This is a genomic window from Mycobacterium scrofulaceum (assembly GCF_002086735.1).
Classification (GTDB): domain Bacteria; phylum Actinomycetota; class Actinomycetes; order Mycobacteriales; family Mycobacteriaceae; genus Mycobacterium; species Mycobacterium scrofulaceum.
In genome coordinates this window covers 42962-69229 of the sequence record NZ_MVIJ01000034.1, presented here as the reverse complement: position 1 = coordinate 69229, position 26268 = coordinate 42962, and the positions used below count along the sequence as shown (strand labels likewise).

The following is a 26268-nucleotide window of genomic DNA, read 5'->3' as shown; positions in this document are numbered from 1 at the left end:
GCCGTGGGCGCCCGGCCCGAACTTCCCGCCGCCCGGCATGCCGCCCATGCGGCCCATGCCGCCCTGGCCACCGCCGCCGCCACCGCCCCCTCCGCAGGACGCCACCGCGACGGCCGTGGTGCATCCGCTGCCCGACGGGGGCCGGGTGATCCTGGTCGCCGACACGACGCAAACCACCCAGGTGACCCACCAGCTGCGGCTGCTGATGATCGGGGCGGGCGTGGCGACCCTGGTGGCCGCCGCGCTGTTGTTGATCGCGGTCAGCCGGGTGGCGTTGCGCCCGCTGGACCGGCTGACGGCGGTGGCCAACGACATCAGGACGGGTGATCGCGGACGCCGGCTGCGACCGGACCGCGCCGATACCGAATTAGGCCGTGCCGCAACGGCGTTCGACGGCATGCTGGACGCCCTGGAGGCTTCCGAACGCCGGGCGCAAAAGGCCGCCGAGGCGGCCCGTCGCGCCGAGACGGCGACCCGGCGCTTCCTCGTCGACGCCGCCCACGAGCTGCGCACCCCGATCGCGGGGATCCAGGTCGCCGCCGAGCAGCTCGCCAACAGCGCCTCCCAGCAGCACGAGGACGGCCAATATCGCCGGGCCAGCCTGTTGCTCTCCGATGCCCGCCGCGCCGGTCGGCTCGTCTCGGACATGCTCGACCTGAGCCGCATCGACGCCGGGCTGCCGCTGGACCGCCACGACGTCGACCTGGCCGCGATCGCGGATGCCGAGGCCGATCGGGCCGCCATGCTGGCGCCGCAACTCGCCATCACCCGCACGGGTGCGGCCACGCTGACCGTCGACGCGGATCCCACCCGGGTCGCGCAGATCCTGTCCAACCTGCTCGACAACGCCCGTCGCTACACGCCGCCCGGCGGCGCCATCACGGTCGACGTCGGCGCGCAGGACGGTACCGCCGAGGTGACCGTCGCCGACGACGGGCCCGGCATTCCCGACGACGAGCGGGAGCGGATCTTCGAGCGCCTGGTGCGCCTGGACGCCGGGCGCGCCCGCGATCACGGCGGCGCCGGGTTGGGCCTGCCGATCGCCCGCGCGCTGGCGCGTGCCCACGGCGGCGAGCTGGTGTGCCTGCCACACGACGGCGGGGCAAGGTTCCAACTCAGCCTGCCGGTCGAACGCCGGTGAGCGGTGGCCGCCCCGGCCACCGCTCAACACGGCTTACCTGCGTCAGAATCCCGGCGGCGGTGGGCGGAACTGGTCGCCGGGCCCCGGCGGTGGAGGTCCCCCGGGTCCTCCCGGTCCCATCGGTCCCATCGGTCCGCCCGGTCCCGGCGGGCCGCCGAACGGTCCCCCGGGGTGCGGCGGCCCCGGCTGGCCCGGTGGCGGTGGCGGCGGCGGATCCGCGCTCGCCACCGCGACCCCGAATCCGGCCACGGCCGACCCGAGCGCTCCCGCGAGCAACGAACCTGCGATCAGTTGTTTGATCTTCACTCGGCCCCTCTTCCCTTGCTGTTGGCGGTCATTCACGCGTTGGGGTGCCCAATCGAGCCACAGCGCACCGCAACGGCTGCGACGCTAGGAAGTCAGCCTGAAGCCAGCCTGAAGTTTCAGCCGGACGCGGACCCCGCGGTCACGGCAGTCAGATGCCACCGGTCCAGCCACGGCTGAACCAGTTCGGCCACCGAGAATTTCGCCGGGGCCGCACACCCGGGCCTACGGAGGTAGGGGTCGCCCCCGCGGATGAGGATGCCGACACCGTGCACCGTGCCGTCGCCGTGGTCGAAATAGACCGGACCGCCGGAATCGCCGCATTGACCGGGCGCCAGGAACACCACCTTGCTGCCGGTGACTTCGGTGACCCGTCCGCAGGTGGCCTCGCCGGAACCCATGCCGAATTTGCAAAGTTCCTGTCCGACCCGCACGTTGGCGGCGATGCCGGACACCGGCAACGACGCCCCGATGGCCGGATTCTGGGGAAGGTTGTCGCCGTCGAGCAGGATGAGCCCGATGTCGTGCTGCTCGGCGTGGACCCCCTCGCTGACGGTCTGGCTGAACGTGCCCAGCGCGGCGTAGGGCAGCACGCCGCCCAGGTTGATCGTCACCTTGCTCGGCCCGCCGGGGCGGTTGCAGTGGCCCGCCGTGAGGACGCCGGGCTGACCGGTGCTGGTGCGCACCAAAAAGCCCGCGGTGCAGCCCATTCCGCCCGACCCGTCGGCGTATTGGACGTAGATCCCCGCGCCGGGGTCGACCGCGCTCGACGCGGGCAGATCGATCGGCGACAGCTGCGCCGGCGGGCCGGCTTCGCGGGCGGGGTGGGCGTGCCTGGACAGCAGGCCGACGGCGGCGACCAGGGCGGCGGCGCAGAACAGCGACGCGATCACCAGCAACGCCGAATGCATCTTGGAGCGTTGCGGAAGCGGGTACGTCGCCTGGGTTCCGGCCAACACCCCCCCTTTGAGCGCGGTGCCGGTATGTGTGTGCCCCAGCTTGCCAGCTTCGGCCCGTCGGCCGACGCGATTGGCCGAATTTGCTAGCTGACGGTGGCCGGCTCGGGGGAGGGGTCGTCGGCGGCGGGGTTGTGCGCGTGGCGGTGGTGCCGGCGGTAATGGCGGATCTCGATGACCAGGCCGGTCAGGCCCAGGGTCGCCGTGCACAACGACACCAGGTAGAGCAGCGAGTTGGGGTGACCGGCGAGCGCGTCGCCCAGGATCACCACGGCGGCGGTGCCGGGCAGCAGGCCGCCCAGCGTGGCCAGCGTATACGGCAACACGCGCACCGTCGACGCGCCGGCCGCGTAGTTGATCGCCGAGAACGGCACGGCGGGAATCAGCCGCAGCGACAGGATGGCCAGCCAGCCCCGCTGCCGCAACCGCTCGTCCACGGTGTCGATCGATCGGTGCCTAACCAGCCGGTTCAGCCGCCATCCCGCCGCGCGCACCAGCAGCAACGCGATCACTGCGCTCGCCGTGCTGGCGACCACCGCGATCGCCACGCCGGTCAGCGGTCCGAACAGCAGGCCGGCCGCAAGGGTGAACGCCGTCCGCGGGACCGGCACGACGGTAGCCACGACGTGTGCGGCCAGGAACGCCAACGGAAACCACGGGCCGACCGACTCGGCCCAGTCGCGCATCTGCACCGGCGTGGGCAGCGGAAGCCAGGACGCCGCCGCGATCAAGACTGTGATACCGACCACTGTGGCGATCGCCTGGGGGCGCGACAGCAGGCGCGCGGTCGCGCCCAGCGCGGCGCCCAAGTCGCGCAGCGTCCGGTTGATTCTGCAGGTGGCGGAAGCCGTCACGCCTGTAAAGGTTACGGCCCGCAGATGAATAACTCGTTTCCCGAGGCTGGCGTTTCATCGCCGCGCCGTCCCGCTCGTCGGGCCGCGCGGTTTTCTGCCGACCGGCCCGATCAATTAGCCTCATTAGTAAGTCGCAGGCCCCATTTGCTGGGATAAAGGGAGCAATCGGTGTCCATTGATGTACCCGAACTCGCCGAACTAGAACAGGTTCGCGGGCGTTGGCGCAGTGCGGTCGCGGGCGTGCTGTCGAAAAGCACCCGGAAGGACCCGGGGGAGCTCGGGGACGAGCCCGAGCGGCTGCTGGAGACCCCCACCTATGACGGCATCGCCGTCCGCGCGCTGTACACGGCGCTGGACGAGCTGCCGGAACCGCCGCTGCCGGGCGAGTGGCCCTATGTGCGCGGCGCCGACGCGTTGCGCGACGTCAAGTCCGGCTGGAAGGTCGCCGAGGCGTTCCCGGCAGATCGCGTCGCCGGGGTGGCGGCCGGCGACGTCAACGCCGCGGTGCTCGAGGCGCTGGGCAACGGGGCGAGCGCGCTGGTGCTGCGGGTGGGGGAGTCCGGTGTGACGGCCGGCCAGTTCGAGGACGCCCTGCAGGGCGTGCACCTGAGCATGGTGCCGGTCATCGTCGACGCCGGCGCTGACTACTGCGCCGCCGCCGACGTGATGCTGGCGGCGGCGGCCCGGGTGGAGGCGGATCAGCGCGGTCTGCTGTCGATCGACCTGGGCGGCGACCCGCTCACCGCGGCGGTCAGCGACCGTCCCGCGCCCGCGCTCGACGAGGTCGTCGCGATCGCCACCCGCGCGGCCCGCGAGCATGGGGTGCGGGCGATCACCGTCGACGGGCCCGCCTTCCACAACCTGGGCGCGAGCGCGACGTGGGAGCTGGCCGGCACCGTGGCCGCCGGGGTGGCGTATCTGCGGCGGCTCACAGAGGCGGGCATGCCGGTCGGCGAGGCGCTGCGGCAGATCAGTTTCCGGTTGGCCGCCGACGACGACCAGTTCGTGACGCTCGCCAAGATGCGGGCGGTGCGTCAGCTGTGGGCGCGGGTCGCCGAGGTCGTCGGCGACCCGGACGGCGGCGCCGTCACCGTGCACGCGGAAACGTCGCTGCCGATGATGACCCAGCGCGACCCGTGGGTGAACATGCTGCGCTGCACGCTGGCCGCCTTCGGCGCCGGCGTCGGCGGCGCGGACACCGTGCTGGTGCTGCCGTTCGACGTGGCGATCCCGGGCGGTTTCCCGGGCACGGCAAGGAGTTTCGCGCGGCGCATCGCCCGCAACACCCAGCTGCTGCTGCTCGAGGAGTCCCACGTCGGCCAGGTGCTGGACCCGGCCGGCGGCTCGTGGTTCGTCGAGGACCTCACCGCCCGGCTCGCCGAGCAGGCCTGGGCGCACTTCCAGACCATCGAGGCGCGCGGCGGGTTCGTCGAGGCGCGCGACTACGTCGTCGAGCAGATCGCCGAGGTGGCCGCGCGACGCGCCGACGACATCGCGCACCGTCGCACCGCGATCACCGGCGTCAACGAGTTCCCGAACCTCACCGAACCTGCCTTGCCGCAAGGGGATTCGGGTACGCCGCTGCCCGCCGGCAACCTGCGGCGCTACGCCGCCGCGTTCGAGGCGCTGCGCGACCGCTCCGACGCCTTCCTGGCCCGCACGGGCGCGCGCCCGCAGGCGTTGTTGCTTCCGCTGGGGCCGCTGGCCGAGCACAACATCCGGGCGACGTTCGCCGCCAACCTGCTGGCGTCGGGCGGCATCGAGGCCGTCAACCCCGGGACGGTCGACGCGGCCACGGTCGCGAAGGCGATCGTCGACGCGGGGTCGCCGAGCGTCGCGGTCATCTGCGGCACCGACAAGCGCTACCAGGACGAGGCCGCGGGCATCGTCGAGGCGGCCCGGGCCGCCGGCGTGTCGAGGGTCTGCCTGGCCGGGCCGGAGAAGGCCGTCGGCGACGCCGAGCACCGGCCCGACGAGTTCCTGACCGCGAAAATCGATGCGGTCGAAGCCCTTTCGAACCTGCTCACTCGACTGGGAGCGTAGCCGCGATGACCACAACCGCACCCGTGATCGGTAACTTCGCCGAGGTCCCGTTCAATGGCGACCGCCCGCTGCCGCCGCCCACCGAGGCCGCCGTGGAAAAGCATGTCGCCGCGGCCGCGGCGGCGCACTGGTATACCCCCGAGCAGCTGGAGTGGCATACGCCGGAGGACATCGCCGTCAAGCCGGTGTACATCGGCGCGGACCGGGCCGCCGCGGTGGCCGGCGGGTACCCGCTGAACAGCTTCCCCGGCGAGCCGCCCTTCCTGCGCGGCCCGTACCCCACGATGTACGTCAACCAGCCGTGGACCATCCGCCAGTACGCGGGGTTCTCCACGGCGGCGGAGTCGAACGCGTTCTACCGGCGCAACCTGGCCGCCGGCCAGAAGGGCCTGTCGGTGGCCTTCGACCTGGCCACCCACCGCGGCTACGACTCCGATCATCCCCGCGTGCAGGGCGACGTCGGGATGGCCGGCGTGGCAATCGATTCCATCCTGGACATGCGGCAGCTGTTCGACGGCATCGACCTGTCGACCGTGAGCGTGTCGATGACGATGAACGGTGCCGTGCTGCCGATCCTGGCGCTGTACGTGGTGGCCGCCGAGGAGCAGGGGGTGCCGCCGGAGAAGCTGGCGGGCACCATCCAGAACGACATCCTCAAAGAGTTCATGGTGCGCAACACCTACATCTATCCGCCCAAGCCGTCGATGCGGATCATCTCCGACATCTTCGGCTACACCAGCGCGAAGATGCCGAAGTTCAACTCCATCTCGATCTCCGGGTACCACATCCAGGAGGCCGGTGCCACAGCCGATTTGGAGCTGGCCTACACGCTGGCCGACGGCGTCGACTACATCAAGGCGGGCCTGGACGCCGACCTGGACATCGACAAGTTCGCGCCGCGGCTGTCGTTCTTCTGGGGCATCGGGATGAACTTCTTCATGGAGGTCGCCAAGCTGCGGGCGGGCCGGCTGCTGTGGAGCGAGCTGGTCGCCCAGTTCAACCCGAAGAACCCGAAATCGCTGTCGCTGCGCACACATTCCCAGACCTCCGGCTGGTCGCTGACCGCGCAGGACGCCTTCAATAACGTCGCGCGCACCTGCATCGAGGCGATGGCCGCCACCCAGGGACACACCCAGTCGCTGCACACCAACGCGCTCGACGAGGCGCTGGCGCTGCCCACCGACTTCTCCGCGCGGATCGCGCGCAACACCCAGCTGCTGCTGCAGCAGGAGTCGGGCACCACGCGGCCGATCGACCCGTGGGGCGGCTCGTATTACGTGGAGTGGCTGACCCACCAGCTCGCGCAGAAGGCCCGCGCGCACATCGCCGAGGTCGCCGAGCACGGCGGCATGGCGCAGGCCATCAGCGAAGGCATCCCCAAGCTGCGCATCGAGGAGGCGGCCGCGCGCACCCAGGCCCGCATCGACTCCGGCATGCAGCCGGTGATCGGCGTCAACAAGTACCAGGTCGAAGAGGACCAAGAGGTCGAGGTGCTCAAGGTCGAGAACAGCCGGGTGCGGGCCGAACAGCTGGCCAAGCTGCAGGAGCTGCGGGCCAACCGCGACCCGTCCGCCGTCGAGGCCGCCCTGGGCGAGCTGTCGCGGGCCGCCGCGGCACACGGGCGCGCCGGCGAGGACGGGCTGGGTAATAATCTGCTGGCGCTGGCGATCAACGCCGCCCGGGCCAAGGCCACGGTCGGGGAGATCTCCGACGCGCTGGAAAAGGTATACGGGCGACACCAGGCGGAGATCCGCACCATCGCCGGCGTCTACCGCGACGAAGCCGGAAAGGCCCCCAACATCGCCACCGCGACGGAACTGGTCGAGAAGTTCGCCGAGGCCGACGGCCGCCGGCCCAGGATTCTGGTAGCCAAGATGGGGCAGGACGGCCACGACCGCGGCCAGAAGGTGATCGCGACGGCGTTCGCCGACCTCGGCTTCGACGTCGACGTCGGCTCGCTGTTCTCCACGCCGGAGGAGGTGGCCCGGCAGGCCGCCGACAACGACGTGCACGTGGTCGGCGTCTCGTCGCTGGCCGCCGGGCACCTGACGCTGGTGCCGGCGCTGCGCGACGCGCTCGCCGGGGTGGGACGGCCCGACATCATGATCGTGGTCGGCGGGGTCATCCCGCCCGGTGACTTCGACGAGCTGTATGCCGCCGGGGCCGCCGCCATCTTCCCGCCCGGCACCGTGATCGCCGACGCCGCGATCGGCTTGCTGCACAAGCTCGCCGAGCGGCAGGGCTACACGCTCGAATGATTCGCGCGAGACTGCAACTGCCGACGGCCGCACTCGGGAAACGCGTCGCCAGTTGCATTTTCGCGGGGCCGCCGTGATGACCGTCGAGGATCTGGCCGACGCCATCCGCGGCGGCGACCGCGCCGCGCTGCCGCGGGCCATCACGCTGCTGGAGTCGACCCGCGCCGACCATCACGAGACGGCGCAGCGGCTGCTGCTCGAGCTGACGCCCGACTCGGGCGACGCACATCGCGTCGGCATCACCGGGACGCCCGGGGTGGGTAAGTCCACCACCATCGAGGCGCTCGGTATGCACCTGATCCAGCGGGGCCATCGCGTGGCGGTGCTGGCCGTCGACCCATCGTCGACGCGCAGCGGAGGGTCGATCCTCGGCGACAAGACCCGCATGGCGCGCCTGGCGGTGCACCCAGACGCCTACATCCGCCCGTCGCCGACGTCGGGCACGCTGGGCGGCGTAGCAAAGGCGACCCGCGAAACGGTGGTGTTGTTGGAGGCCGCCGGCTTCGACGTGATCATCATCGAGACGGTCGGCGTCGGCCAGTCCGAGGTGACCGTCGCCAACATGGTCGACACGTTCGTCCTGCTGACCCTGGCGCGCAGCGGCGATCAGCTGCAGGGCATCAAGAAGGGCGCGCTGGAGCTGGCCGACATCGTGGTGGTGAACAAGGCCGACGGGGAGCACCTCGCCGAGGCGCGGGTGGCCGCCCGCGAACTGTCCTCCGCGATCCGCCTGATCCACCCGCGCGAAACGCTCTGGCGCCCGCCGGTTCTCACCATGAGCGCGATGGAGGGGACCGGGCTGAAGGAGTTGTGGGAGACCATCGAACGCCATCGCCGGGTGCTCACCGAGGCCGGCGAGTTCGAGGCGCGCCGGCGCGCCCAGCAAGTCGACTGGACCTGGCAGATGGTGCGCGACACCGTGTTGGACCGGGTGCTGACCAACCCGAAGGTGCGCAAGATGCGCGCCGAGGTCGAGCGCCAGGTCAAAGCGGGGGAGCTGACCCCGGCGCTGGCCGCACAGCAAATATTGTCGGCGGCGTCAGAATAACAGATAGATAAACAATCCGATTTCGCTCCGGGACGATGTGAAATCCAAGTAAATTCGGGATTGTGACGGTGGAAGCCCGAGTCGATCGCCGCGCGGTCCCTGTCCACGATGACCTTGACGCAGGTCACCGTGTGTCCGGCGCGGCGGACTCACACTTCGGATGCGTCGTTCGCAGCTTCTCGACCATGTTCCCCGCCCGCCGGTTCGGCGGCGGCGCGCTCGCGGTCTATCTCGACGGCCAGCCCGTCGTGGACGTCTGGAGCGGTTGGTCTGACAGGGGCGGTCATCGCCCGTGGTCGGCGGACACCGCGCCGATGGTGTTCTCGGCGACCAAGGGCATGGCCGCCACCGTCATTCACCGGCTCGCCGATCGGGGGCTGATCGACTACGAGGCCCCCGTCGCCGAGTACTGGCCCGAGTTCGCGGCCAACGGCAAGGCCAAGCTCACCGTCCGCGACGTGATGAGGCACGCCGCGGGGCTCTCCGGCCTGCGCGGCGCCAGCAGCGAAGACCTGCTGGACCACGTCCTGATGGAGGAGCGGCTGGCCGCCGCGGCGCCGGGGCGGTTGCTGGGCAAGCCGGCGTATCACGCTCTGACCTTCGGCTGGCTGATGTCCGGCCTGGCCCGCGGCGTCACCGGGAAGGGCATGCGCACGCTGATCCGCGAGGAACTCGCCGAGCCGCTGGGCACCGACGGGCTGTACCTGGGTCGTCCGCCGGCCGGCGCGCCCACGCGGGTCGCGCAGATCGTGGCGCCGCAGAACCTGGTGCGCAATCCGGTGCTCAGCTGCGTGACGCGCAAGGTCGCCAACGAGCTGTCCGGGGGATTCCGGTCCATGTACTTCCCCGGCATGGTCGCCGCGGTGCAGGGCGACACCCCGCTGCTGGACGCGGAGATCCCGGCGGCCAACGGCGTGGCGACGGCCCGCGGGCTGGCGCGGATGTACGGGGCCATCGCCAACGGCGGCGAGGTCGACGGCATCCGGTTCCTGTCCCGCGAGATGGTCGCCGGCCTGACCGGCCGGCGCAGCCTGCGGCCCGACCGGAACCTGTTCGTGCCGTTGGCGTTCCACCTCGGCTACCACAGCCTGCCCATCGGGAACGTGATGCCCGGCTTCGGTCATGTCGGGCTGGGCGGCTCGCTCGGCTGGACCGACCCGTCGAGTGGCCTGGCCTTCTCGCTGGTGCACAACCGGCTGCTGACCCCGTTCGTGGCGACCGACCACGCCGCGTTCGTCGGCATTTACGCGCTGATCCGCAAGGCCGCCGAGAAGGCACGCAAGCGCGGCTTCTCGCCGGTGACCGAGTACGGGGCGCCGTTCTTCGAGCCGGGAGCCGCCGCGGGCTAACACGCCCGACCATCGCGTTCACGGTTGAGTAAACCGCACTCAAGCATGCCGCCGCGGCGCCTGGCAAGACATAAGCGCACGTCAGCGAATTTCTAAGCGGTCTGATTAATGTGCCGTGCACAAGGGTTTTACATAGTTGACATGTGTTTCATAAACCAGGCCCGCAAAGTCAAACAATCGGTAATAATGCCGCGATACACCTGGCATCGATGCCGACACATGACTGGAAGGCTGGAAGCTGGATGAAATGGGCCCGCGCCACGAGACCCGCCGAACCCGCTGCCGCGTCCGCCAATCTCTCCGGGGCTGCAACCGCGACGCGCCCACTCGCCCTGTTCGTTCTGGGAATGGGCCGGTCGGGCACGTCGGCGCTGACGCGGGTTCTTTCCCTGTGTGGTGCCACGCTCCCGGCGGGCATGATGGGCGCCGACGAAATCAACCAGCGCGGTTATTGGGAGCCGCGCGCATCCCTGCTCCTCAACCGGTCGATCCTGGAGCGCCGCGGCAGCGCCTGGTGGGACCCGTCGCTGCGGGTGCTGGAAGAGGGCGCCTTCACCGAGGCGGAGCGGGTGGCGTGCACCGCCGAGATCGCGGCCTATCTGAAGTCGCTGCCGGATGCGCCGCTGCTGGTCATCAAGGACCTGCAGATCGTGGTGCTCTGGGAGATGTGGTTCGAAGCGGCGCGTCAGGCGGGTCTCGACGTCGCGGTTGTGATCGCGGTGCGACACCCGCAGGAGGTGATCGCGTCGCTGGGTAAGGCCACCGGGGCGTCGCCGGAACTCGCGAGCGCCTTGTGGTTGAAGGGGAATCTGCTGGCCGAGCGCCACTCGCGCGGCGTGCCAAGGGTGTTCGTCGAGTACACGCAACTCCTGGACAATTGGCGCCGCGAGGTGAAGCGGATTTCCGCCGCGCTGGATATCGACCTGTGTGCCGAGGACGAAAGCGCCGTCGACGAGTTCCTCACCCCCGATCTGCGGCGCAACCGGGACAGCGGCCCGGTGGTCGATCGCTTCGGCGCCGGCTGGATGTCGGCGGTCTACGAGGCGATGTGCGCCGCGGCGCTGGACGGGCCGCCGGACGTGGCGACGCTGGATCATGTATTCGAGGCCTACCGCGCCAGCGAACATGATTTCCGGCTCGCGTTGGAAGACGCCCGCAGCCACTCCAACAGTCTCACCGCCAGGCTGCTTCGGCCGTCGCTGATGAAGCCGGTGCTGGAGTTCATCGCGCTGGCGCATCGGCGACAAGGCACCTGGGCCTAGCTGCTGTGTGGCTTTCGGCACGCAAGAGCGCGAAGTCGACCAAACATCAAGTAACCAAACGAATATCCAAAATTGACGCCATAGTCACTGCAATCGCGTTAGGGTATTCAACGCACCACGATTCGATCATTCGCTCGTCAGGGGAGAGCTTGATCCCGCAGGGGTGCAAGGGGTGAGTGTCGTCTTTGTGCCAGAGACTTTGAGGTAGAACAAGTTTCACATCTCGCGCGCTCGTAGTGCACATCGGGCAAGGCGGTGGTGACTCTGACAGCGTTGCTGCGCGCCTGCGATAGAGGTGTGCAGACACCGGAAAGTCATGGCCAACAACAGATCAGACAGCCTGATGTGCGACACCGAAAGGTTTGCGTTTGCGATGAGATCCGCCCGAATCGCCACGCCCGATGGAAGCCCACCCCACGCCGTTCGCCACGCGAAGAATTCCGGCCACGGCGGAACGGTAAGTCGCCCGGTGATCATGTTCGTGTTGGGCCCGCAACGCTCGGGTACCTCTGCGATCACGCGGGTTCTCTCGCTCTGCGGTGGCACGCTGCCGGCCGGAATGTTGGGCGCCGACACGAACAATCCGCTGGGCTACTGGGAACCGCGGGCGGCCATCACGCTCAACGAGTCGATCCTGCGCAATCACGCCAGCAACTGGTACGACCCGTCGTTGCGCCTGCTGGAGGGCGACGCCTTCCGTGCCGACGAAAAGGCCGCCCACATCGCCAAGATCGGGGCGTATCTGGCCACCCTGCCGGCCGCGCCGCTCGTGGTGATCAAGGAGCCTCGGATCACCGTCCTGTCCGACCTGTGGTTCGAGGCCGCGCGCCTGGGCGGATTCGACGTCGCGACCGTCATCGCGGTGCGCCAGCCACAAGAGGTCGTCAAGTCCATCGCCGCCTCCTGGCGTGTCTCTCCCGCTCTCGCCAGCGCGATCTGGCTGAAGTACAACCTGCTGGCCGAGCGGCAAACGCGGGGGGTCACGCGCGTGTTCGTCGAATACGCCAATCTCCTTGACGACTGGCGCCGGGAGGTCAAGCGGATCTCCGTGACACTCCCGGATGAACTCAGCACCGAGGAGGAGCAGGCGGTCGAGGACTTCCTCAGGCCTGACCTGCGACGCCAACGACACGCCGGCCCGGTGGCAGACCTTTTCGGCGCCAATTGGATGTCCGCGGTGTACGAAACCTTTCGCGCGGCCGCGCAGGACGAGCCCGTCGACGGAGCCACACTGGACGGCGTCTTCGAGTCCTACCGGGCGTGCGAACGCGACTTTCGTCAGGCATTCCAGGACTTTCACGGGTTGTCCAACAGCATGCTGTTTCGGGCCTTCCCGCCCGTGATCGCGGCGCCGGTGATGGAGATCCTTGCGATGGCCCATCGGCGCAGGGGCACCTGGGCGTAGCCCGGGCGGCCCGGCAAATATGACCAACGCGCGTTCAGCCAAGCGGCACCTGTATCGGGAATCCGGCTGCCCCGCGACGGTCCCCGATATGATCGACCGGACCGCGCTCTCGGCAACTTGTGCCGGTCAGCGACCTGCACACCAATGGGAGGCATCGGCTCGTGTCAGCATCCGTGCTCATCACCGGGGGAGCGGGATTCATCGGGTCGGCGCTGTCGCATCGCCTCGTCGAGGCCGGTTACAACGTGGCGGTGATGGACATCCTGCACCCGCAGGTGCACGGCGCGGGTCGGCCGCTGGACCTGCCGTCGTCGGTGCGGTTGCTGACCGGCGACGTCACGCATGCCCCCGATTGGGACGCGGTGCTTCGGTTGTGCCGTCCGTCCCAGATCGTCCACTTGGCTGCCGAGACGGGGACGGCGCAGTCGCTGTCGGAGGCGACGCGCCACGGCTCGGTGAACGTCGTGGGCACCACTCAACTGCTCGACGCCTTGAGCCGCTCCGGCATCGTTCCCGACCAGCTGGTGCTTGCATCGTCGCGCGCGGTCTACGGCGAGGGATCGTGGCAAGCCGGCGGCGACATCTTCTATCCGCCGCCCCGCAGCCACGCGCAGCTGGTGGCCGGCCAGTGGGACCCGCAAGGGCCCGCCGGTGAGCCTGCGGCGCCGTTGCCGAGTTGCGCGAGCACCACCGAACCCCAGCCGACCAACGTGTATGCGGCGACCAAGCTCGCCCAGGAGCATCTGCTGGCGGCCTGGACCGCCGCCCACGACACAAACCTCAGCGTCCTGCGGCTACAGAACGTTTACGGCCCCGGGCAATCGTTGACCAATTCGTACACCGGCATCGTGGCTCTTTTCGCGCGGCTGGCGCGCGAAGGACAATCGCTGGAGGTCTACGAAGACGGCCGCATCGTGCGCGACTTCGTCTACATCGACGATGTCGTCGAAGCGTTGTTCGCGGCGCTCAAGCGAGCCGCGACCGGATCCCGCCGCTTGGACATCGGATCGGGCGACGCCACCACCATCCACCAGCTGGCCAATAAGGTCGCCGCCCTGTGCGACGCCCCCGACCCGACCGTCGTCCCGAAATTCCGCGACGGTGACGTGCGCGCCGCGAGCTGCGACATCCGACCGGCCGGCACCGAACTGGACTGGCGGCCAAAGTGGACCCTCGACGAGGGTTTGCCGGCGTTGCTGGAGTGGATCGGCAAGGAATCCGAATCTCCCGCCGGGTGATCGAACCGTAGTGACGGCTTTGCCGTGCCTACGAGGAGCAGTGGCGGCGAATCCAGCAAACCACGCCGGGACGTGTCGCCGGAGCGGTCTCGTCTGGGGCATATGATGGTCCATAGTGGCTGACCGGTGGTCAGGCGGCGGGGCGCACGGGTTGGCTACCCGGTTCGGATTGAGAGGTCGGGCGGTGACGAGGATGACGGAAAAATCCGAAACCCATTGGTGGCCTCGGCGGACGTCTAGGCTGATCAACGGGAGGAAATTCGTGCGAACTAGGGGGAAGCCTTGACCGTTGCCGGTCGCGATGCGCGCTCATCATTCGTGGACACGCGATCGGCCTACCTCGATCTGCTCCGGCGCAACCTCACCCGGTACGGCAGCGACGAGTTGGTGCCCGTCGGTTGGAACTACTTCGGCCGCCCGGTTTTCAGCACCCGCAAATTCATGCTGGTGCGCAAACGACCTTTCAATCCGCACGCACGCGGCCTCGGCCTCGATTGGCCGGCGGACGCCCTGACGATGATCGGCATGGAACGGCTGACGAGTTTGCAGCGCTGCGTGGAAACGGTGCTGGAAGACGACGTTCCCGGCGATCTGGTCGAATGCGGCGTGTGGCGCGGCGGGGCGTCGATCCTGATGCGGGCCGTGCTGGCGGTCTACGGCGACAAGAAGCGCAGCGTTTGGCTGGCCGATTCGTTCGAGGGGGTGCCGCCCCCTGACACCGCACACTACAAAGCGGACAAGGGGATTCGGCTGCACCGGGCCGCCGGCGTGCTGGCCGTGTCGGAGCCACAAGTCAGGGCGAACTTCGAACGCTACGGGTTGCTGGACGAGCAGGTTCGGTTTCTCCCCGGATGGTTCAAGGACACGCTGTGCGACGCCCCGATCGACCGCATCGCCGTCCTGCGGCTCGACGGCGACCTCTACGAGTCGACCATTCAAGGGCTCGACGCGCTCTACCCGCGCCTCTCTCCGGGTGGGTTTTGCATCATCGACGACTACCACGCTATCGACGCGTGCCGGCAGGCCGTCACCGATTACCGGACGAAACACGGTGTGACGGCGGAGATCGTCGAGATCGACGGCACCGGGGTGCTCTGGCGTAAGGGGTGAACGCGCTCGCCGCACTGATACCCGCTGAAGTCGGCCGGGTCGATGCGGGGATTCGTCGATATTTACAGTGATCTCCGGGCATCATTGCCGCCGATGGCGTAACTGAAGGGCTTGGATTTTCGCGATGAAACTTGTGCTGGCAAGCTACGGAACTCGCGGCGATATCGAGCCTTCCGTGGTGGTCGGACGCGAGCTGCTCCACAGGGGGCATGACGTGCGCATGGCGGTTCCGCCCGACTCCATCGCCTTCACCGAGGCGGCGGGGTTGCCGGCCGTTTCGTACGGGCTGGAATCGCAGGCCTGGCTCGACCTGTACCGCAACTTCTGGACGTCGCTGTTCAGCACGTTCTACAGGGTGCGGGAGATGAGACGCATGTGGCGCGAAATGTGGGACCTCAGCGACCAGTGCTGGTCGCAGATGAGCACGACCCTGGTCTCCGTGGCCGGGGGGGCCGACCTGCTGTTGACCGGGCAGAGTTATCAGGAACCGGCAGCCAACGTCGCGGAGTATTACGACATGCCCCTGGCCACGCTGCATCACGTTCCCATGCGGCCGAACGGTCAGGTCGTCTCGATGCTGCCACCGCCGCTGGCGCGTTCGGCGATGACTGCGTTCGACTGGTTCTCCTGGCGCCTCAACAAGAAGGTCGAGGACACGCAGCGCCGCGAACTCGGGCTGCCGCGGGCGACGTATCCATCGCCGCGACGCGTCGCCGAGCGGGGAGCACTGGAAATTCAGGCATACGACGAGGTTTGCTTTCCCGGGCTGGCGGCCGAATGGGCGAAATGGGAGGACCAGCGGCCATTTGTCGGCCCGTTGACAATGGCATTGACCACGGGCGCCGACGACGACGTCGCGTCGTGGATAGCCGCCGGAACGCCGCCGATCTGTTTCGGGTTCGGCAGCATGCCGGTCGAATCCCCGGTCGACACGGTCGAGATGATCGCCGGAGCCTCCGCGGAATTGGGCGAGCGGGCGCTGATTTGCGCCGGCTGGAGCGATTTCAGCGACGTGCCACTTCCCGGCCACGTCAAGGTGGTTGGCGCGGTGAATTATGCGACGGTGTTTCCCGCCTGTCGCGCGGTTGTCCACCACGGCGGTTCGGGCACCACCGCGGCAAGCCTGCGCGCCGGAGTGCCCACGCTGATCTTGTCTATGGACGCCAACCAGACCATCTGGGGCGCGCAGCTGAAGCGACTGAAAGTCGGTACGACGCGCCGCTTTTCGGCCACCACCCGCCAGACGCTGGTAGCGGACCTGCGCCGGATACTCGACCCGGACTACGCCCTTCGGGCGCGCGAGATTGCCAGGCACATGACCAAGCCCGCCGAGAGCGTCGTCAAGGCTGCCGACGTGGTGGAGAAGTTTGCCAGCTCGCGGAGCCGCGCCTGACCGCCCAGTCCCGGGGCCCCGGCTGCGTGCGTGTCGACCAGCGCATTTGACCATCGCGCCCGCGCCACGCCCAGTTCGTCCTTCTGGAGACATCGAACCGATCGTCTGGCAGACTGATGTCTGATCAGGCGACGACGCCTGGGCTCGCGTCGCGGCGCCCGGGGTTGTCATAGTTCGAGGTCGGGGGGTAGGGCCGATGCAGTTGGCTTCGTCGTACCTGGCTACGCCCGCTGATCGTGGTTATTCTGTCCGCTCGCGGACCGCCGACCGCAGTCCGATGCGGCGAAAACCCAGTCGATTCCAATCGGGAAGGGAGAGGCCGGAATTAGGGGCTAAAGACTCTATCTCGAGAGTTGCCCACGCACGGGAAAAGTGATTAGGGTTACAGGGCGATGAAATTTGCTGTGGCAAGCTATGGGACTCGTGGCGATATCGAGCCGTGCCTCGCTATCGGCCGAGAACTGATGCGCAGGGGCCACGAAGTGCGCATGGCCGTTCCGCCGAATCTCGTTGAGCTGGCTCAGGAAGTGGGGCTTTCGGCCATCGCGTACGGCCCCGATATGCACGACTTCTGGAGCGACGAATTCATCCGCGACTTCTGGAAGAATTTCGCGCGGGGGCCGGTCAAGTTGATGCGCGACGCCTGGGAGCCCGTGCTGCGCAACTGGCAGGAAATGAGCGCGTCGCTGATGTCGGTGGGTGCGGGGGCCGATTTGCTGTTCAGCGGCCAGCTCTATCAGGACCTCGCGGTCAACGTCGCGGATCATTACGGGATCCCGATGGCCACGCTGCACTACATCCCGATGCGGCCCAACGGCGAGCTGATTCCCAGGTTGCCCGGGCCGATGGTCCGCACCGGAATGTCGGTGTACGACTGGATGTGCTGGCGGATGAACAAGAAGGCCGAGGACAGGCAGCGCCGGGAGCTCGGCCTGCCCACCGCCTCGGTGGCGTCGCCACGACGGATCGCCGAACGCGGGTCGTTGGAAATCCAGGCCTACGACGAGGTGTGCTTCCCCGGTTTGGCGACCGAGTGGGCGAAATGGCAGGGCCAACGGCCGTTCGTCGGCTCGTTGACGATGGAGTTGACCACCGACGCCGACGACGAGGTGTTGTCGTGGATCGCCAAGGGCACGCCGCCGATCTGCTTCGGTTTCGGGAGCATGCCGGTCGCCGAATCCCCGGCGGACACGGTCGCCTTGATCAGCGCGGCCTGCGCGGAGCTGGGGGAGCGGGCGCTGGTCTGCTCCGGCTGGAGTGACTTCAGCGGCGTGCCGCAGTCCGACCACGTCAAGGTGGTGGGCGTGGTGAACTACACGAAGATCTTCCCTTCCTGCCGCGCTGTCGTCCACCACGGCGGCTCGGGCACCACGGCCGCGGGCCTGCGGGCCGGGATACCGACGCTGATCCTGTGGACGGCGGGGGACCAGCCGTTCTGGGGCTCGCACATCAAGCAGTTGAAGGTGGGCACGTCGCGGCGTTTCTCGGCAAGCACCCGCGAAACGCTGGTCAAGGACCTGCGCAAGATCCTCGCCCCCGAGTACACGGCTCGCGCGCGCGAGATCTCCGGCCGGATGAGCAAGCCCTCCGAGAGCGTGGGGCGCGCCGTCGACCTGCTGGAGAGCTTCGCCCGCTCGGGCCGCTGTGATCGCGCCGGCGCGGAGCGTGGTCGCTGAGCTGTTGCGGTGGTCCGGAGAGGTAAGTTGGCGATTCGGGTCTGATTGGCGGATAGACTGCGAAACGCATTGACGGCCCTGGCGGCCGTCTAGGCTCATGACCGGGATTATTGACTTGCGGGATAAGGGGCAGTTTTGGCCGTGACTGATCACGACACGCGGTTCGCATACCTCGATTTGCTCCGACGCGACCTGACCAGGTACGGCAACGACGAATTGGTGCCGGTGGGTTGGTACCGTTTGGGACGCCCCTTGTTCAGCACGCGCAATCTGATGCTGGTGCGCAAGCGGCCGTTCAACAAGCACGCTCGCGACCTGGGACTGGACTGGCCGGCGGACGCCCTGACGATGATCGGCATGCAGCGGCTGACCAGCCTGCAGCATTGTGTGGAGACGGTGCTGGAAGAAGACGTCCCCGGCGATCTGGTCGAGTGTGGGGTGTGGCGCGGCGGGGCGTCGATCTTGATGCGCGCAGTGCTGGCCGCCAACGGGGACGAAAAGCGTTGCGTGTGGCTGTGCGACTCGTTCGCCGGCGTGCCGCCCCCGGACGTCGCAAACTACAAGCAGGACAAAGGGATTACGCTGCACCGGCACGCGCGCATCCTCGGCATTCCCGAATCCGAAGTCAGGGCCAATTTCGAGCGCTACGGGTTGCTCGACGACCAGGTTCGGTTCGTCCCCGGCTGGTTCAAGGACACGCTGCAGGATGCGCCGATCGATCGGATCTCCGTGCTGCGGCTGGACGGCGACCTGTACGAGTCGACGATCCAGGCGCTCGATGCGCTCTATCCGCGGCTGTCGCCCGGCGGATTCTGCATCGTCGATGACTACCACGCGATCAAGGCGTGCGAACAGGCGGTGACCGACTACCGCGCAAAGCACGGCGTGACCGCGGAGATCGTGGAGATCGACGGCACCGGCGTGTTGTGGCGCAAGTAGGCCGCAGTGGGCTAACTGCCTGGCGCGCGCACGGGTGGCTGAAACTTCCTGGATTTCAGCAGCTTTGCTCATCCGGCTGGGTGAACAGGTGAGCCCGTCGCGTTTGTCGCAGATGAGCTGTCCGCCAGTGTTATGGTTGCCGCCGTGGCAACAGGGCTGACAACCGGAACCCGCCTGCGGATGTGGTGGGTGCGCACCGAGTACTGGCTCGCGCGCACCATTCTTCCCGACGTTTACGCCAACGACGCGCTGGTCACGTTCAACAACTATCACGCGTTCCTGGACGATCCGGACTTCCAGCGCGCCTACCGGCGCGGCGCCCGCTCTCTGGGCAAAGAGGATTGGTACCAGTGGCAGTGGCGCGTGCACGTGGGTCTGTGGGCGGCCGCCAGCGCCAGCAAGCTCGACGGTGACTTCGTGGAATGCGGCGTGAGTTACGGGTTCTTGAGCAGCGCCATCATGGAGTACCTGGACTGGGACCGGCTGGGCAAGACGTTCTATTTGCTCGATACGTTCGCCGGGATCGACCCGCGCTTTGTCACCGAGAACGAACGCCGGGCCGGGGCCTTGGAAGTCAGCGAAGACCACCTGCGCAACGGGATGTATGCCAGCGGTGTCGAAAGCGTCCGCGCGAATTTCGCGGAGTGGCAGAACCACCGCATCATCGTGGGCGCGGTTCCCGAGACTCTCGACGAGGTCGACGCGACGGCCGTCGCCTACCTGCACATCGATATGAACTGCGCCCCACCGGAAGTCGCCGCCCTGCGTTATTTCTGGCCGCGGCTCACACCCGGAGCGTTCGTGCTCCTGGACGATTACGCCAATCGGGGCCGCGACGAGCAACGTCGCGCCATGGACGCGGTGGCGAACGACCTGGGCGTGAAGATCTGCGCCCTGCCCACCGGGCAGGGCTTGCTGATCAAGCCGGCGCGCTGAGGACGCGCTTCAGCCGGAACCCTTCTCCCGCGCGGCCTTTTCCAACAGATCGGCGGCCCTTGCGACACTGTCGGCGGGGGTCGTCATCCGGGCGGCGAGTTCCCGGGCACGAATCGCGTACTCCGGGGCGAGGATCTCGCGGAGGTCCGACACAAGCGATTTCTCTGTGGTCCGCGAGAAGCGCCGGGCGGTTCCCACCTTGAGTCGCTTGACCTGATTGCCCCAGTACGGTTGGTCGGCCGAACTCCACAGGATCAACGTGGGGACGCCGGCACGCAGGCTCGCTGCGGTGGTGCCGGAACCCCCGTGGTGAACGACCGCGCGGCAGGCTGGGAAGACCGACGCGTAATTCACCACCCCCACCAGCTTGACGTGCTCGGAATGTGACACTTCGCTGAAGTCGGTTCCGCCGAAACACAACAACGCCCGCTCGCCCAACGCCGCGCACGCCGAGCTGATCATCTCGACTGTGGCGGAGGGCGATTCGAGCGGGATGCTGCCCGTGCCGAAGCAGATCGGCGGCGACCCGCCTGCGATCCACGACGCCACGTCCTCGTCGGCGTCGGTGGTCAACTGCATCGTCAGCGCACCGACAAAGGGCCGTCGGTCGCCCCATTTCGCCCATTCGGCGGCCAGGCCGGGAAAGCAGACTTCGTCATAGGCTTGAATCTCGAGCGAGCCGCGTTCGGCGATCCGTTGCGGCGAGGATTTCGTGGCCGCGGGCAGGCCGAGTTCGCGGCGCTGTTCGTTTTCGACCCACTTCGTCGAGCGCCAAAACAACCACTCGACCGTTTTCATGCTGGAGCGGAACAGCGGCGCCGGCACGCGCGGGACGAGCTGTCCGTTTGCCCGCATCGGGAAGTGATGGAGCGTGGCCAACGGAATGCCGTAAAACTCGGCGACGTTGGCGGCGGCCTGCTCGAAATTCAGGCCGGTGCAGAGCAGGTCGGCGCCGGCCGCGAGCGATGTCAGCGTCGTACTCACCTCGCCCCAATGCCGGATGAGGGGCTCCCACACCTTGCGCATCAGTCTGATCGGGCTGCGGACCGTCCAGATGCTCCGGAAGAACTCCGCCCACATGTTGCGAAGGAACTCTTCGTCGAGAAAATCATGCAGTTCCGGGCCGTACGGGACAGCCGCGAGCCCGGCGGACCCGGCGAAATCCGCCAATTCCGGCGGGACCGCCATGGCCACCTCGTGCCCTCGGCGCAGCAGTTCACGCCCGACAGCTGCCAAAGGCTCGATGTCGCCGCGCGTTCCATACCCGGCGAGGGCGAATTTCGTCACGGGTCCTAGCCTTGCAGTCGCCGCGCGTTGGCGAGGTGGGGGGTACCGGTCACTGCTCTCATTTGCTCTCCGCTGTCGACTGACTGTTCGAATGGTGGTGTCGGGTCGGCTTTGTTAATTAGCAGCAGCCGCGATTTGCGTTTATCGCTGCTTCGCTGCTTCGCTGTCCGTCGGCAGCGCACCGCGCCAGAGCTCACATCATTTCGCGATAAATCGCTGCCGTTTCCGCCGCGCACCTGTCCCAGGAAAACGTTTTAATGCGCGCGTATCCACGTGCTCGCAGATCGGCCTGCAATTCCTCGGCGGTCACGACATGCTCCAATGCCGTGCGCAGTTCATCGGCGCTGTTCGGATCGAAGTAGACGCCGGCATCTCCGACGACTTCTGGAATTGGGCCCGCGGTACTGCACACGACGGGACAGCCATAGCTCATGGCTTCAAGCGGAGGAATGCCGAACCCCTCGTACTTCGACGGGTATACAAAAGCGGCAGCCGCTCGGTAGCGTGCCGCCAGCTCTTGGTCGGAGCCGGACTCGAAACGCACCCGATCTGTAATGCCCAGCCGACTAATCTCGCTTTGCTCATCGCGCTGTGGCGGGTACCCGCCGAAGGCTATTAGATCGAATTCGCGCAGGATCGGTGAGCTGCCATAGGCATGCAGTACTGTTTTGAAATTCTTGTAGCCTCCGCGATGGCCTACGTACAAGAGGGTGGGTCTGCGTCCGTCACTGTCGATGTGCGGCGCTTCTGCCCCCGCAGTCAGCGAATAACCGAGATGCACAACGCTGGTTCGTGCCGCATCGACGTCGTGAAGCCGCAGCAGGTCCTGGCGCGTGTTCTCCGAAATGCAGATTATGTGATCGGCGCGGGCGACAGCGGCGCGCTTCGCAGCTATCGCAAATTTGGCCTCAGGCATAAAGAGCTCGTGAATCATGTCGTAAACCGTCACGACGCGGCGCTGGCCCTTACCAAAGGGTTTGGTGGAGAAGAAGGTTTCATGGATGATGTCGGGACTGGCCCCTCGCCATGACAGCGGTGCAACAAGCCGGTTTGTTAGGCCGACTGCAAGGGGAATGACGCTCAGCTCGGAATTCACGAACCTACCACGTGCAACGCTACGGGCGAAGCCGGCTGCTAGGTAGGTGTTGATATGTAAGGGAGCGATGACTGACGTCTCTACGCCCTGGGCGGGCAGGCGCGTCGCCAGTTCGACAAAGTAGCGTGAAACCCCGCCATACCGCTGCATAGAAAAGATGTGATGGTCGAATGCGACTTTCATAGGCGTTTACCTCCCGTCAGTTGGGCATCCACCATGGCTTTGCCGAAATCGGTCATCCGGTAGGTCGGTAACCTGCTGACAATGTCACGCGCTCTCGGACCATCGTCCATTCCCTGAGCCCGGTGCGAAGCGTATTGCAGCGCTTCGGAGAGGCCCATACGTTCGTGCCAGTTAGCTGCCACTTGCTCGGAAGCGGTTTGTACAAACGCTTCAAGCGTGTGGCCTTCGCCGGTGGCGATCGCAACATCGGCGTCGGTGGAGTGTTGCAGGATGTGCGACATCGCGTCGATGTGCTCACGCACCAACCCCCAGTCTCGAGCAATGCGGGTGTCGTCCGACATCAACCTGGCCCGCCCGGCTGCGACGACGCGAACGGCTGCAGTCGCAATTTTTTGGTCACAAAGCGCGCAGGGCGCAGCGGAGATTCACGGTTGACAGTATGCCGGTGCTTGCCTTCAGCGACTACGCGGCCCGGTGATTCGCGACTTCTCTTGCTCGTGATTGGGGACTGCAGGGGTGAAGACCAGGCTGCAGACCTTGCGGGGTCGGTTCCGCGAAGGATTTCGAGCATGCCGCAAAGTCGTTTCGCGCCATGGTCACTGATCATCGACCACCTCGGCGGCTGTCTCTCTTAATCAGATACGGCGGCTCACCCCCACCTCCTCTTCTGCAAGAGCGGTGGTGCTCGCTACGCTTTCGCCGGATTGGCCTCCGACCAGCCATTTCATGGGTACGAGCGGCGTAATGGTGATCGAGAACTTTTCGCAGATCGGCGGCCAGCGTTTCACACCCGGCGCTCGATAAGCGCCGGGTGGTGTCCATCTTCAGTGGTTTTTGGGTCTCGAAGACCGACTGACGAACCAACCACCCAAGGCAGAGCCCGGTTACTCCGGCGCGTAGGTCTCCCGCGGTGGTGCCCGTGCTGCCGTGGTGCACGACGGCGCGGGAGGCGGGAAAGTCCATCGCGTGGTTCTCACCACGCGATGGACTTTGATCTGGCTGAGCTTGGGCGCGTCGCTGAAATCAGCCGAGTCGCAGCAAACCAACGCACGCTCGTCCAACTGCGCGCAGGCGGCGCGAATCAGTTCGACCTTAGCGCCAGAGTCGACCGGTCGGCTGCCCCGACGCCCAAATCAAATTCTGCCGATCCATGATGCCTGCTCGTCATCAACGTCGGGTGGCACTCCGTCGTTAGCACGCCGACGAAGGGCCGTTAGCCGGCCCCGTTCTGCCGGTCGGTTGCTTGCCCGGAAAGCAAGGCACATTGTCGCTGTCAACGTCGGCTTGATCTCGAGCGGTCCGTGTTCAGCGAACCGTCGAGATACTGGAATTCTGATCGCGGTTTTCAAGTCTCGGCGTTGAGAATCCACGAATAACCCAACTGTGGACAATCGCGCAGGATAAAGGACTTCTTTTCTCCATGCGTCCAGGGTTTGCCATATGGCGCCGATGATGCAGCGCCGAGCGTTGAAAGGCGGTGTGCCAAGTGGCATAGAGACGAGATGCCGGTCAAGGGTACCGTTGCTGCGCGCTGGGCTGACGGTTCGTTCGGTGGTTCAACAACCTTAACGATAAGCGGCGATATAGCGTCCTGAACGTGAAAGTATTTGTGAGCAATTCTACTTCTGCGGATGCTCGGCGTCGGAAAAGGCGTGTGCATTTTCGCGTTGTCAGCGACTTAGGCATTGGCAGACATGTGACCGGCTGAGGATCTCATGATCCGCGTCCAACAGGACCGAGCGACGGCCAAGTTCAGAGTCGTCAGTATCAGCGTTTCCGACCCTGACGCCGTGTCAGCGATTCCAACCGGTAGTCGATAGTGATGATGGACGACGGTACTGTAGCTGAGTAGCGTCAGACACTGCTTCGACCCAGTCAACTTGTAGCCGCCCTGAGCCTGTGCGCCGCGTGTGCATCGGCGACGAGAAGAGGATAAGCGTGCAACTGTACTTTAACCCATTAACTCTGTTGGCAGAACTTCTAAGGCCAGGAGAGGCCAAGCAGCGCACTCTTATTGGACGTGGGTTAGCTTGGCGGGTGCAACAGCTGGAATCGATTAGGGGCTTCGCTGACGTCGAATTCTCGGTATTTAGCCAGTTTGGCGACGACGGCATAATCCAATGGCTCATTCATAGAATTTCCAGCATTGACGAGTCATTCGTAGAGTTCGGTGTCGAAGACTACCAGGAGTCCAACACCAGATTCCTATTGTTGAACAACAATTGGCGCGGCCTCGTGATGGACAGCTCTGATCGATACATCAAGGCCATCGGGCGCGACCAGATCTCATGGCGCCATGATCTTCAGAGCGTATGCTCGTTCATCACAGCCGAGAACATCGATGAGTTATTGCTCACGCACGGTTTTGAAGGTGATATCGGACTTCTCCATATCGACATCGACGGTAACGATTATTGGGTCTGGCGCGGTGTCACGGCGGTACGTCCTGCAATCGCGATCATCGAGTACAACAGCGTTTTCGGGGCAGAACGATCGATAACGATTCCTTACGACCCAAAATTTAGCAGGGGTGGGCCGATTAGCAACTTGTACTACGGAGCTTCCCTGCCTGCCCTCTGCGACCTAGCTTATTCAAAGGGATATGACTTTGTCGGGAGCAATAGTGCGGGAAATAACGCATTCTTCATCCGATCCGACGTAGATCACGGCCTCAAACCTCTGACGGCGGGGGAGGGCTACGTGACTTCCAGGTATGCGGAGTCTATGGATAGCAAGGGGCGGCTGACGTATCTCCGTGGTGAACGTAGGCTCGCGTCCCTCAGGGGATTGCCGGTAATTAACACACGGACAGGCGCCGAAGAAGAACTCTAAACGCCGGTCTTCGGGCCAAAGTGTTTGGGGCGGCACGCGCTATCAAGTCAAGCGCTTCTTTAGCGGGCTCGGGAGCGAACGCGGATGCCCAGATGAGCCGGCAAGAAGTCTTTCGCCCTAAACTATCTTGTACTTTGCGCTGAGTTGCCCGCGTGGCTTGGGTCGGCGATGCCTGTTGTATACGACACGCATTGTTTTGGCTAAGGCGAGAATTGGCGCGTTAACGTCCGGGGACTCGATACTCGCCGTTCGAAGGTAAGCGCCTGCCCAGCCTAGGGAATCTCGACGACTATCGAATCGAGGCCAGCACGGATGAGTGCAGCCGGAAACGCCGCGCGCGCAGCTGCCGTGATGGCATCGAGCTGCGGATACCCCATCAGCCCGGACCCGAACATTCGAAGATCGTCAATCACGACCGTGGTGCCCGCCGGTGCTACGTCGGCGAGGCGCCGGAGGGTTGACTCAGCTGGCTCCATCTCCGCGCCCTCCGCGGTACCGGCCCCAGAGAAATGTCCGTCGAGGAACACTAGAGGTGGCCCAGAGCAGTTCGCGACAATCTTCGGGATCTCTACGAGCGAGTCGCCGTGGATCAGCGTTACGTTCGGATTTTTTGCGAACCGCCGCTTCGCTTCGGCAAAGAGCCCGTCATGCAGTTCGACAGAAATCACTTGGTCCGCATGTCGCATGAAGTACGCGGCTGTTTCACCCTTGTAGGTGCCAGCCTCCACGAAGATCCGGTGCTTGCGCGCGTTCAAAATACGCAGCAGGTGGCGCCGCTTCGCTACGGCAGGTGGCGTAGCGACGAGGTACTCTCCGCGAAACCAGAGAAACGCGGCAGCGCGTCGCGTGGGCTCCAACGACTTCTTGTTGCGGCCCCAGTTGAGCACGGTGTAGATGAGGTCGGTCCGATTACGTGGGATCACCAACATAGTGGTCACAGTAACTGAACTGGCCACCCG

21 protein-coding genes are annotated in these 26268 nt (G+C 66.3%); 14 read left to right on the top strand and 7 right to left on the bottom strand.

The window, feature by feature from the left end:
* A partial coding sequence (locus BST44_RS20220) for a HAMP domain-containing sensor histidine kinase (protein WP_083178884.1) occupies positions 1 to 1141 on the top strand: 1141 nt, incomplete at its 5' end.
* A 42-nt stretch (positions 1142 to 1183) separates the two neighbouring features.
* Here BST44_RS20220 and BST44_RS30155 read toward each other — a convergent pair.
* From BST44_RS30155 to BST44_RS20205, 3 genes are all read right to left on the bottom strand, one after another.
* The gene (locus BST44_RS30155; protein WP_158086667.1) at positions 1184 to 1447 is read right to left on the bottom strand and encodes a hypothetical protein; all 264 of its coding nucleotides are present in this window, start codon (positions 1445 to 1447) and stop codon (positions 1184 to 1186) included.
* Positions 1448 to 1563: 116 nt separating this feature from the next.
* Positions 1564 to 2355 (bottom strand): S1 family peptidase, encoded by a 792-nt coding sequence (locus tag BST44_RS20210; protein WP_167380234.1) that lies wholly within the window; start codon positions 2353 to 2355, stop codon positions 1564 to 1566.
* Between the two features lie 131 nt (positions 2356 to 2486).
* A complete protein-coding gene (locus BST44_RS20205) occupies positions 2487 to 3254 on the bottom strand; it encodes a TVP38/TMEM64 family protein (RefSeq protein WP_083178876.1) in 768 nt (255 codons plus the stop codon).
* A 168-nt stretch (positions 3255 to 3422) separates the two neighbouring features.
* Here BST44_RS20205 and mutA point away from each other — a divergent pair, with 168 nt between their 5' ends.
* The 12 genes from mutA to BST44_RS20145 all read left to right on the top strand — a co-directional run bounded on the left by mutA (position 3423) and on the right by BST44_RS20145 (position 19911).
* Positions 3423 to 5297 carry a methylmalonyl-CoA mutase small subunit gene (mutA, locus tag BST44_RS20200; RefSeq protein ID WP_083178875.1) on the top strand — a complete coding sequence of 625 codons (1875 nt, stop codon included), beginning with the start codon at positions 3423 to 3425 and terminating at the stop codon, positions 5295 to 5297.
* A gap of 5 nt (positions 5298 to 5302) precedes the next feature.
* Positions 5303 to 7555 carry a methylmalonyl-CoA mutase gene (gene scpA, locus BST44_RS20195; protein WP_083178874.1) on the top strand — a complete coding sequence of 751 codons (2253 nt, stop codon included), beginning with the start codon at positions 5303 to 5305 and terminating at the stop codon, positions 7553 to 7555.
* Positions 7556 to 7631: 76 nt separating this feature from the next.
* Positions 7632 to 8603 (top strand): methylmalonyl Co-A mutase-associated GTPase MeaB, encoded by a 972-nt coding sequence (gene meaB / locus BST44_RS20190; RefSeq protein WP_083178873.1) that lies wholly within the window; start codon positions 7632 to 7634, stop codon positions 8601 to 8603.
* Between the two features lie 62 nt (positions 8604 to 8665).
* Positions 8666 to 9952 carry an esterase/beta-lactamase LipL gene (lipL, locus tag BST44_RS20185; RefSeq protein WP_083178872.1) on the top strand — a complete coding sequence of 429 codons (1287 nt, stop codon included), beginning with the start codon at positions 8666 to 8668 and terminating at the stop codon, positions 9950 to 9952.
* A 347-nt stretch (positions 9953 to 10299) separates the two neighbouring features.
* The gene (locus BST44_RS20180; RefSeq protein ID WP_083178871.1) at positions 10300 to 11214 is read left to right on the top strand and encodes a sulfotransferase family protein; all 915 of its coding nucleotides are present in this window, start codon (positions 10300 to 10302) and stop codon (positions 11212 to 11214) included.
* A gap of 373 nt (positions 11215 to 11587) precedes the next feature.
* Positions 11588 to 12619, top strand: a complete 1032-nt coding sequence (locus BST44_RS20175; protein WP_439330743.1) for a sulfotransferase family protein — start codon at positions 11588 to 11590, stop codon at positions 12617 to 12619.
* Positions 12620 to 12792: 173 nt separating this feature from the next.
* Positions 12793 to 13857 (top strand): NAD-dependent epimerase/dehydratase family protein, encoded by a 1065-nt coding sequence (locus BST44_RS20170; RefSeq protein ID WP_083178883.1) that lies wholly within the window; start codon positions 12793 to 12795, stop codon positions 13855 to 13857.
* A 282-nt stretch (positions 13858 to 14139) separates the two neighbouring features.
* The gene (locus BST44_RS20165; protein ID WP_083178869.1) at positions 14140 to 14967 is read left to right on the top strand and encodes a TylF/MycF/NovP-related O-methyltransferase; all 828 of its coding nucleotides are present in this window, start codon (positions 14140 to 14142) and stop codon (positions 14965 to 14967) included.
* A gap of 124 nt (positions 14968 to 15091) precedes the next feature.
* Positions 15092 to 16360, top strand: coding sequence for a glycosyltransferase (locus BST44_RS20160; RefSeq protein ID WP_083178868.1), 1269 nt, complete (start codon positions 15092 to 15094; stop codon positions 16358 to 16360).
* 392 nt (positions 16361 to 16752) lie between these two features.
* On the top strand, positions 16753 to 18036 hold the full coding sequence (locus tag BST44_RS20155) for a glycosyltransferase (protein WP_083178867.1): 1284 nt from the start codon (positions 16753 to 16755) through the stop codon (positions 18034 to 18036).
* A gap of 135 nt (positions 18037 to 18171) precedes the next feature.
* Entirely contained in the window at positions 18172 to 18975 is an 804-nt protein-coding gene (locus BST44_RS20150; RefSeq protein ID WP_083178866.1) for a TylF/MycF/NovP-related O-methyltransferase, read from the top strand.
* Between the two features lie 132 nt (positions 18976 to 19107).
* Positions 19108 to 19911: a TylF/MycF/NovP-related O-methyltransferase gene (locus BST44_RS20145; RefSeq protein WP_167380232.1), complete on the top strand. Its 804-nt coding sequence runs from the start codon at positions 19108 to 19110 to the stop codon at positions 19909 to 19911.
* Between the two features lie 9 nt (positions 19912 to 19920).
* Here the strand turns inward: BST44_RS20145 and BST44_RS20140 are convergent, their stop codons facing one another.
* The 3 genes from BST44_RS20140 to BST44_RS20130 all read right to left on the bottom strand — a co-directional run bounded on the left by BST44_RS20140 (position 19921) and on the right by BST44_RS20130 (position 22866).
* Positions 19921 to 21198 (bottom strand): glycosyltransferase, encoded by a 1278-nt coding sequence (locus BST44_RS20140; protein ID WP_083178865.1) that lies wholly within the window; start codon positions 21196 to 21198, stop codon positions 19921 to 19923.
* 193 nt (positions 21199 to 21391) lie between these two features.
* The gene (locus BST44_RS20135) at positions 21392 to 22477 is read right to left on the bottom strand and encodes a glycosyltransferase family 4 protein (RefSeq protein ID WP_083178864.1); all 1086 of its coding nucleotides are present in this window, start codon (positions 22475 to 22477) and stop codon (positions 21392 to 21394) included.
* On the bottom strand, positions 22474 to 22866 hold the full coding sequence (locus BST44_RS20130; protein ID WP_279628985.1) for a GDP-mannose 4,6-dehydratase: 393 nt from the start codon (positions 22864 to 22866) through the stop codon (positions 22474 to 22476). The genes BST44_RS20135 and BST44_RS20130 overlap by 4 nt, the downstream gene beginning before the upstream one ends.
* A 1519-nt stretch (positions 22867 to 24385) precedes the next feature.
* On the opposite strand from BST44_RS20130, the gene BST44_RS20125 reads away from it, so the two are divergent.
* A complete protein-coding gene (locus tag BST44_RS20125) occupies positions 24386 to 25309 on the top strand; it encodes a hypothetical protein (RefSeq protein WP_244184884.1) in 924 nt (307 codons plus the stop codon).
* A 272-nt stretch (positions 25310 to 25581) separates the two neighbouring features.
* Here BST44_RS20125 and BST44_RS20120 read toward each other — a convergent pair whose 3' ends face one another.
* The gene (locus tag BST44_RS20120; RefSeq protein ID WP_083178862.1) at positions 25582 to 26238 is read right to left on the bottom strand and encodes a hypothetical protein; all 657 of its coding nucleotides are present in this window, start codon (positions 26236 to 26238) and stop codon (positions 25582 to 25584) included.
* Between the last annotated feature and the right edge of the window lie 30 nt (positions 26239 to 26268).

Coding starts and splice junctions, on each gene's coding strand:
- scpA (WP_083178874.1), top strand. CDS start 5,303: ATGACCACAACCGCACCCGTGATCGGTAACTTCGCCGAGGTCCCGTTC.
- BST44_RS20180 (WP_083178871.1), top strand. CDS start 10,300: ATGGGCCGGTCGGGCACGTCGGCGCTGACGCGGGTTCTTTCCCTGTGT.
- BST44_RS20155 (WP_083178867.1), top strand. CDS start 16,753: ATGAAATTTGCTGTGGCAAGCTATGGGACTCGTGGCGATATCGAGCCG.
- BST44_RS20160 (WP_083178868.1), top strand. CDS start 15,092: ATGAAACTTGTGCTGGCAAGCTACGGAACTCGCGGCGATATCGAGCCT.
- BST44_RS20210 (WP_167380234.1), bottom strand. CDS start 2,355: ATGCATTCGGCGTTGCTGGTGATCGCGTCGCTGTTCTGCGCCGCCGCC.
- BST44_RS20135 (WP_083178864.1), bottom strand. CDS start 22,477: ATGAAAGTCGCATTCGACCATCACATCTTTTCTATGCAGCGGTATGGC.
- meaB (WP_083178873.1), top strand. CDS start 7,632: ATGACCGTCGAGGATCTGGCCGACGCCATCCGCGGCGGCGACCGCGCC.
- BST44_RS20120 (WP_083178862.1), bottom strand. CDS start 26,238: ATGTTGGTGATCCCACGTAATCGGACCGACCTCATCTACACCGTGCTC.
- BST44_RS20145 (WP_167380232.1), top strand. CDS start 19,108: ATGGTTGCCGCCGTGGCAACAGGGCTGACAACCGGAACCCGCCTGCGG.
- BST44_RS20175 (WP_439330743.1), top strand. CDS start 11,588: ATGAGATCCGCCCGAATCGCCACGCCCGATGGAAGCCCACCCCACGCC.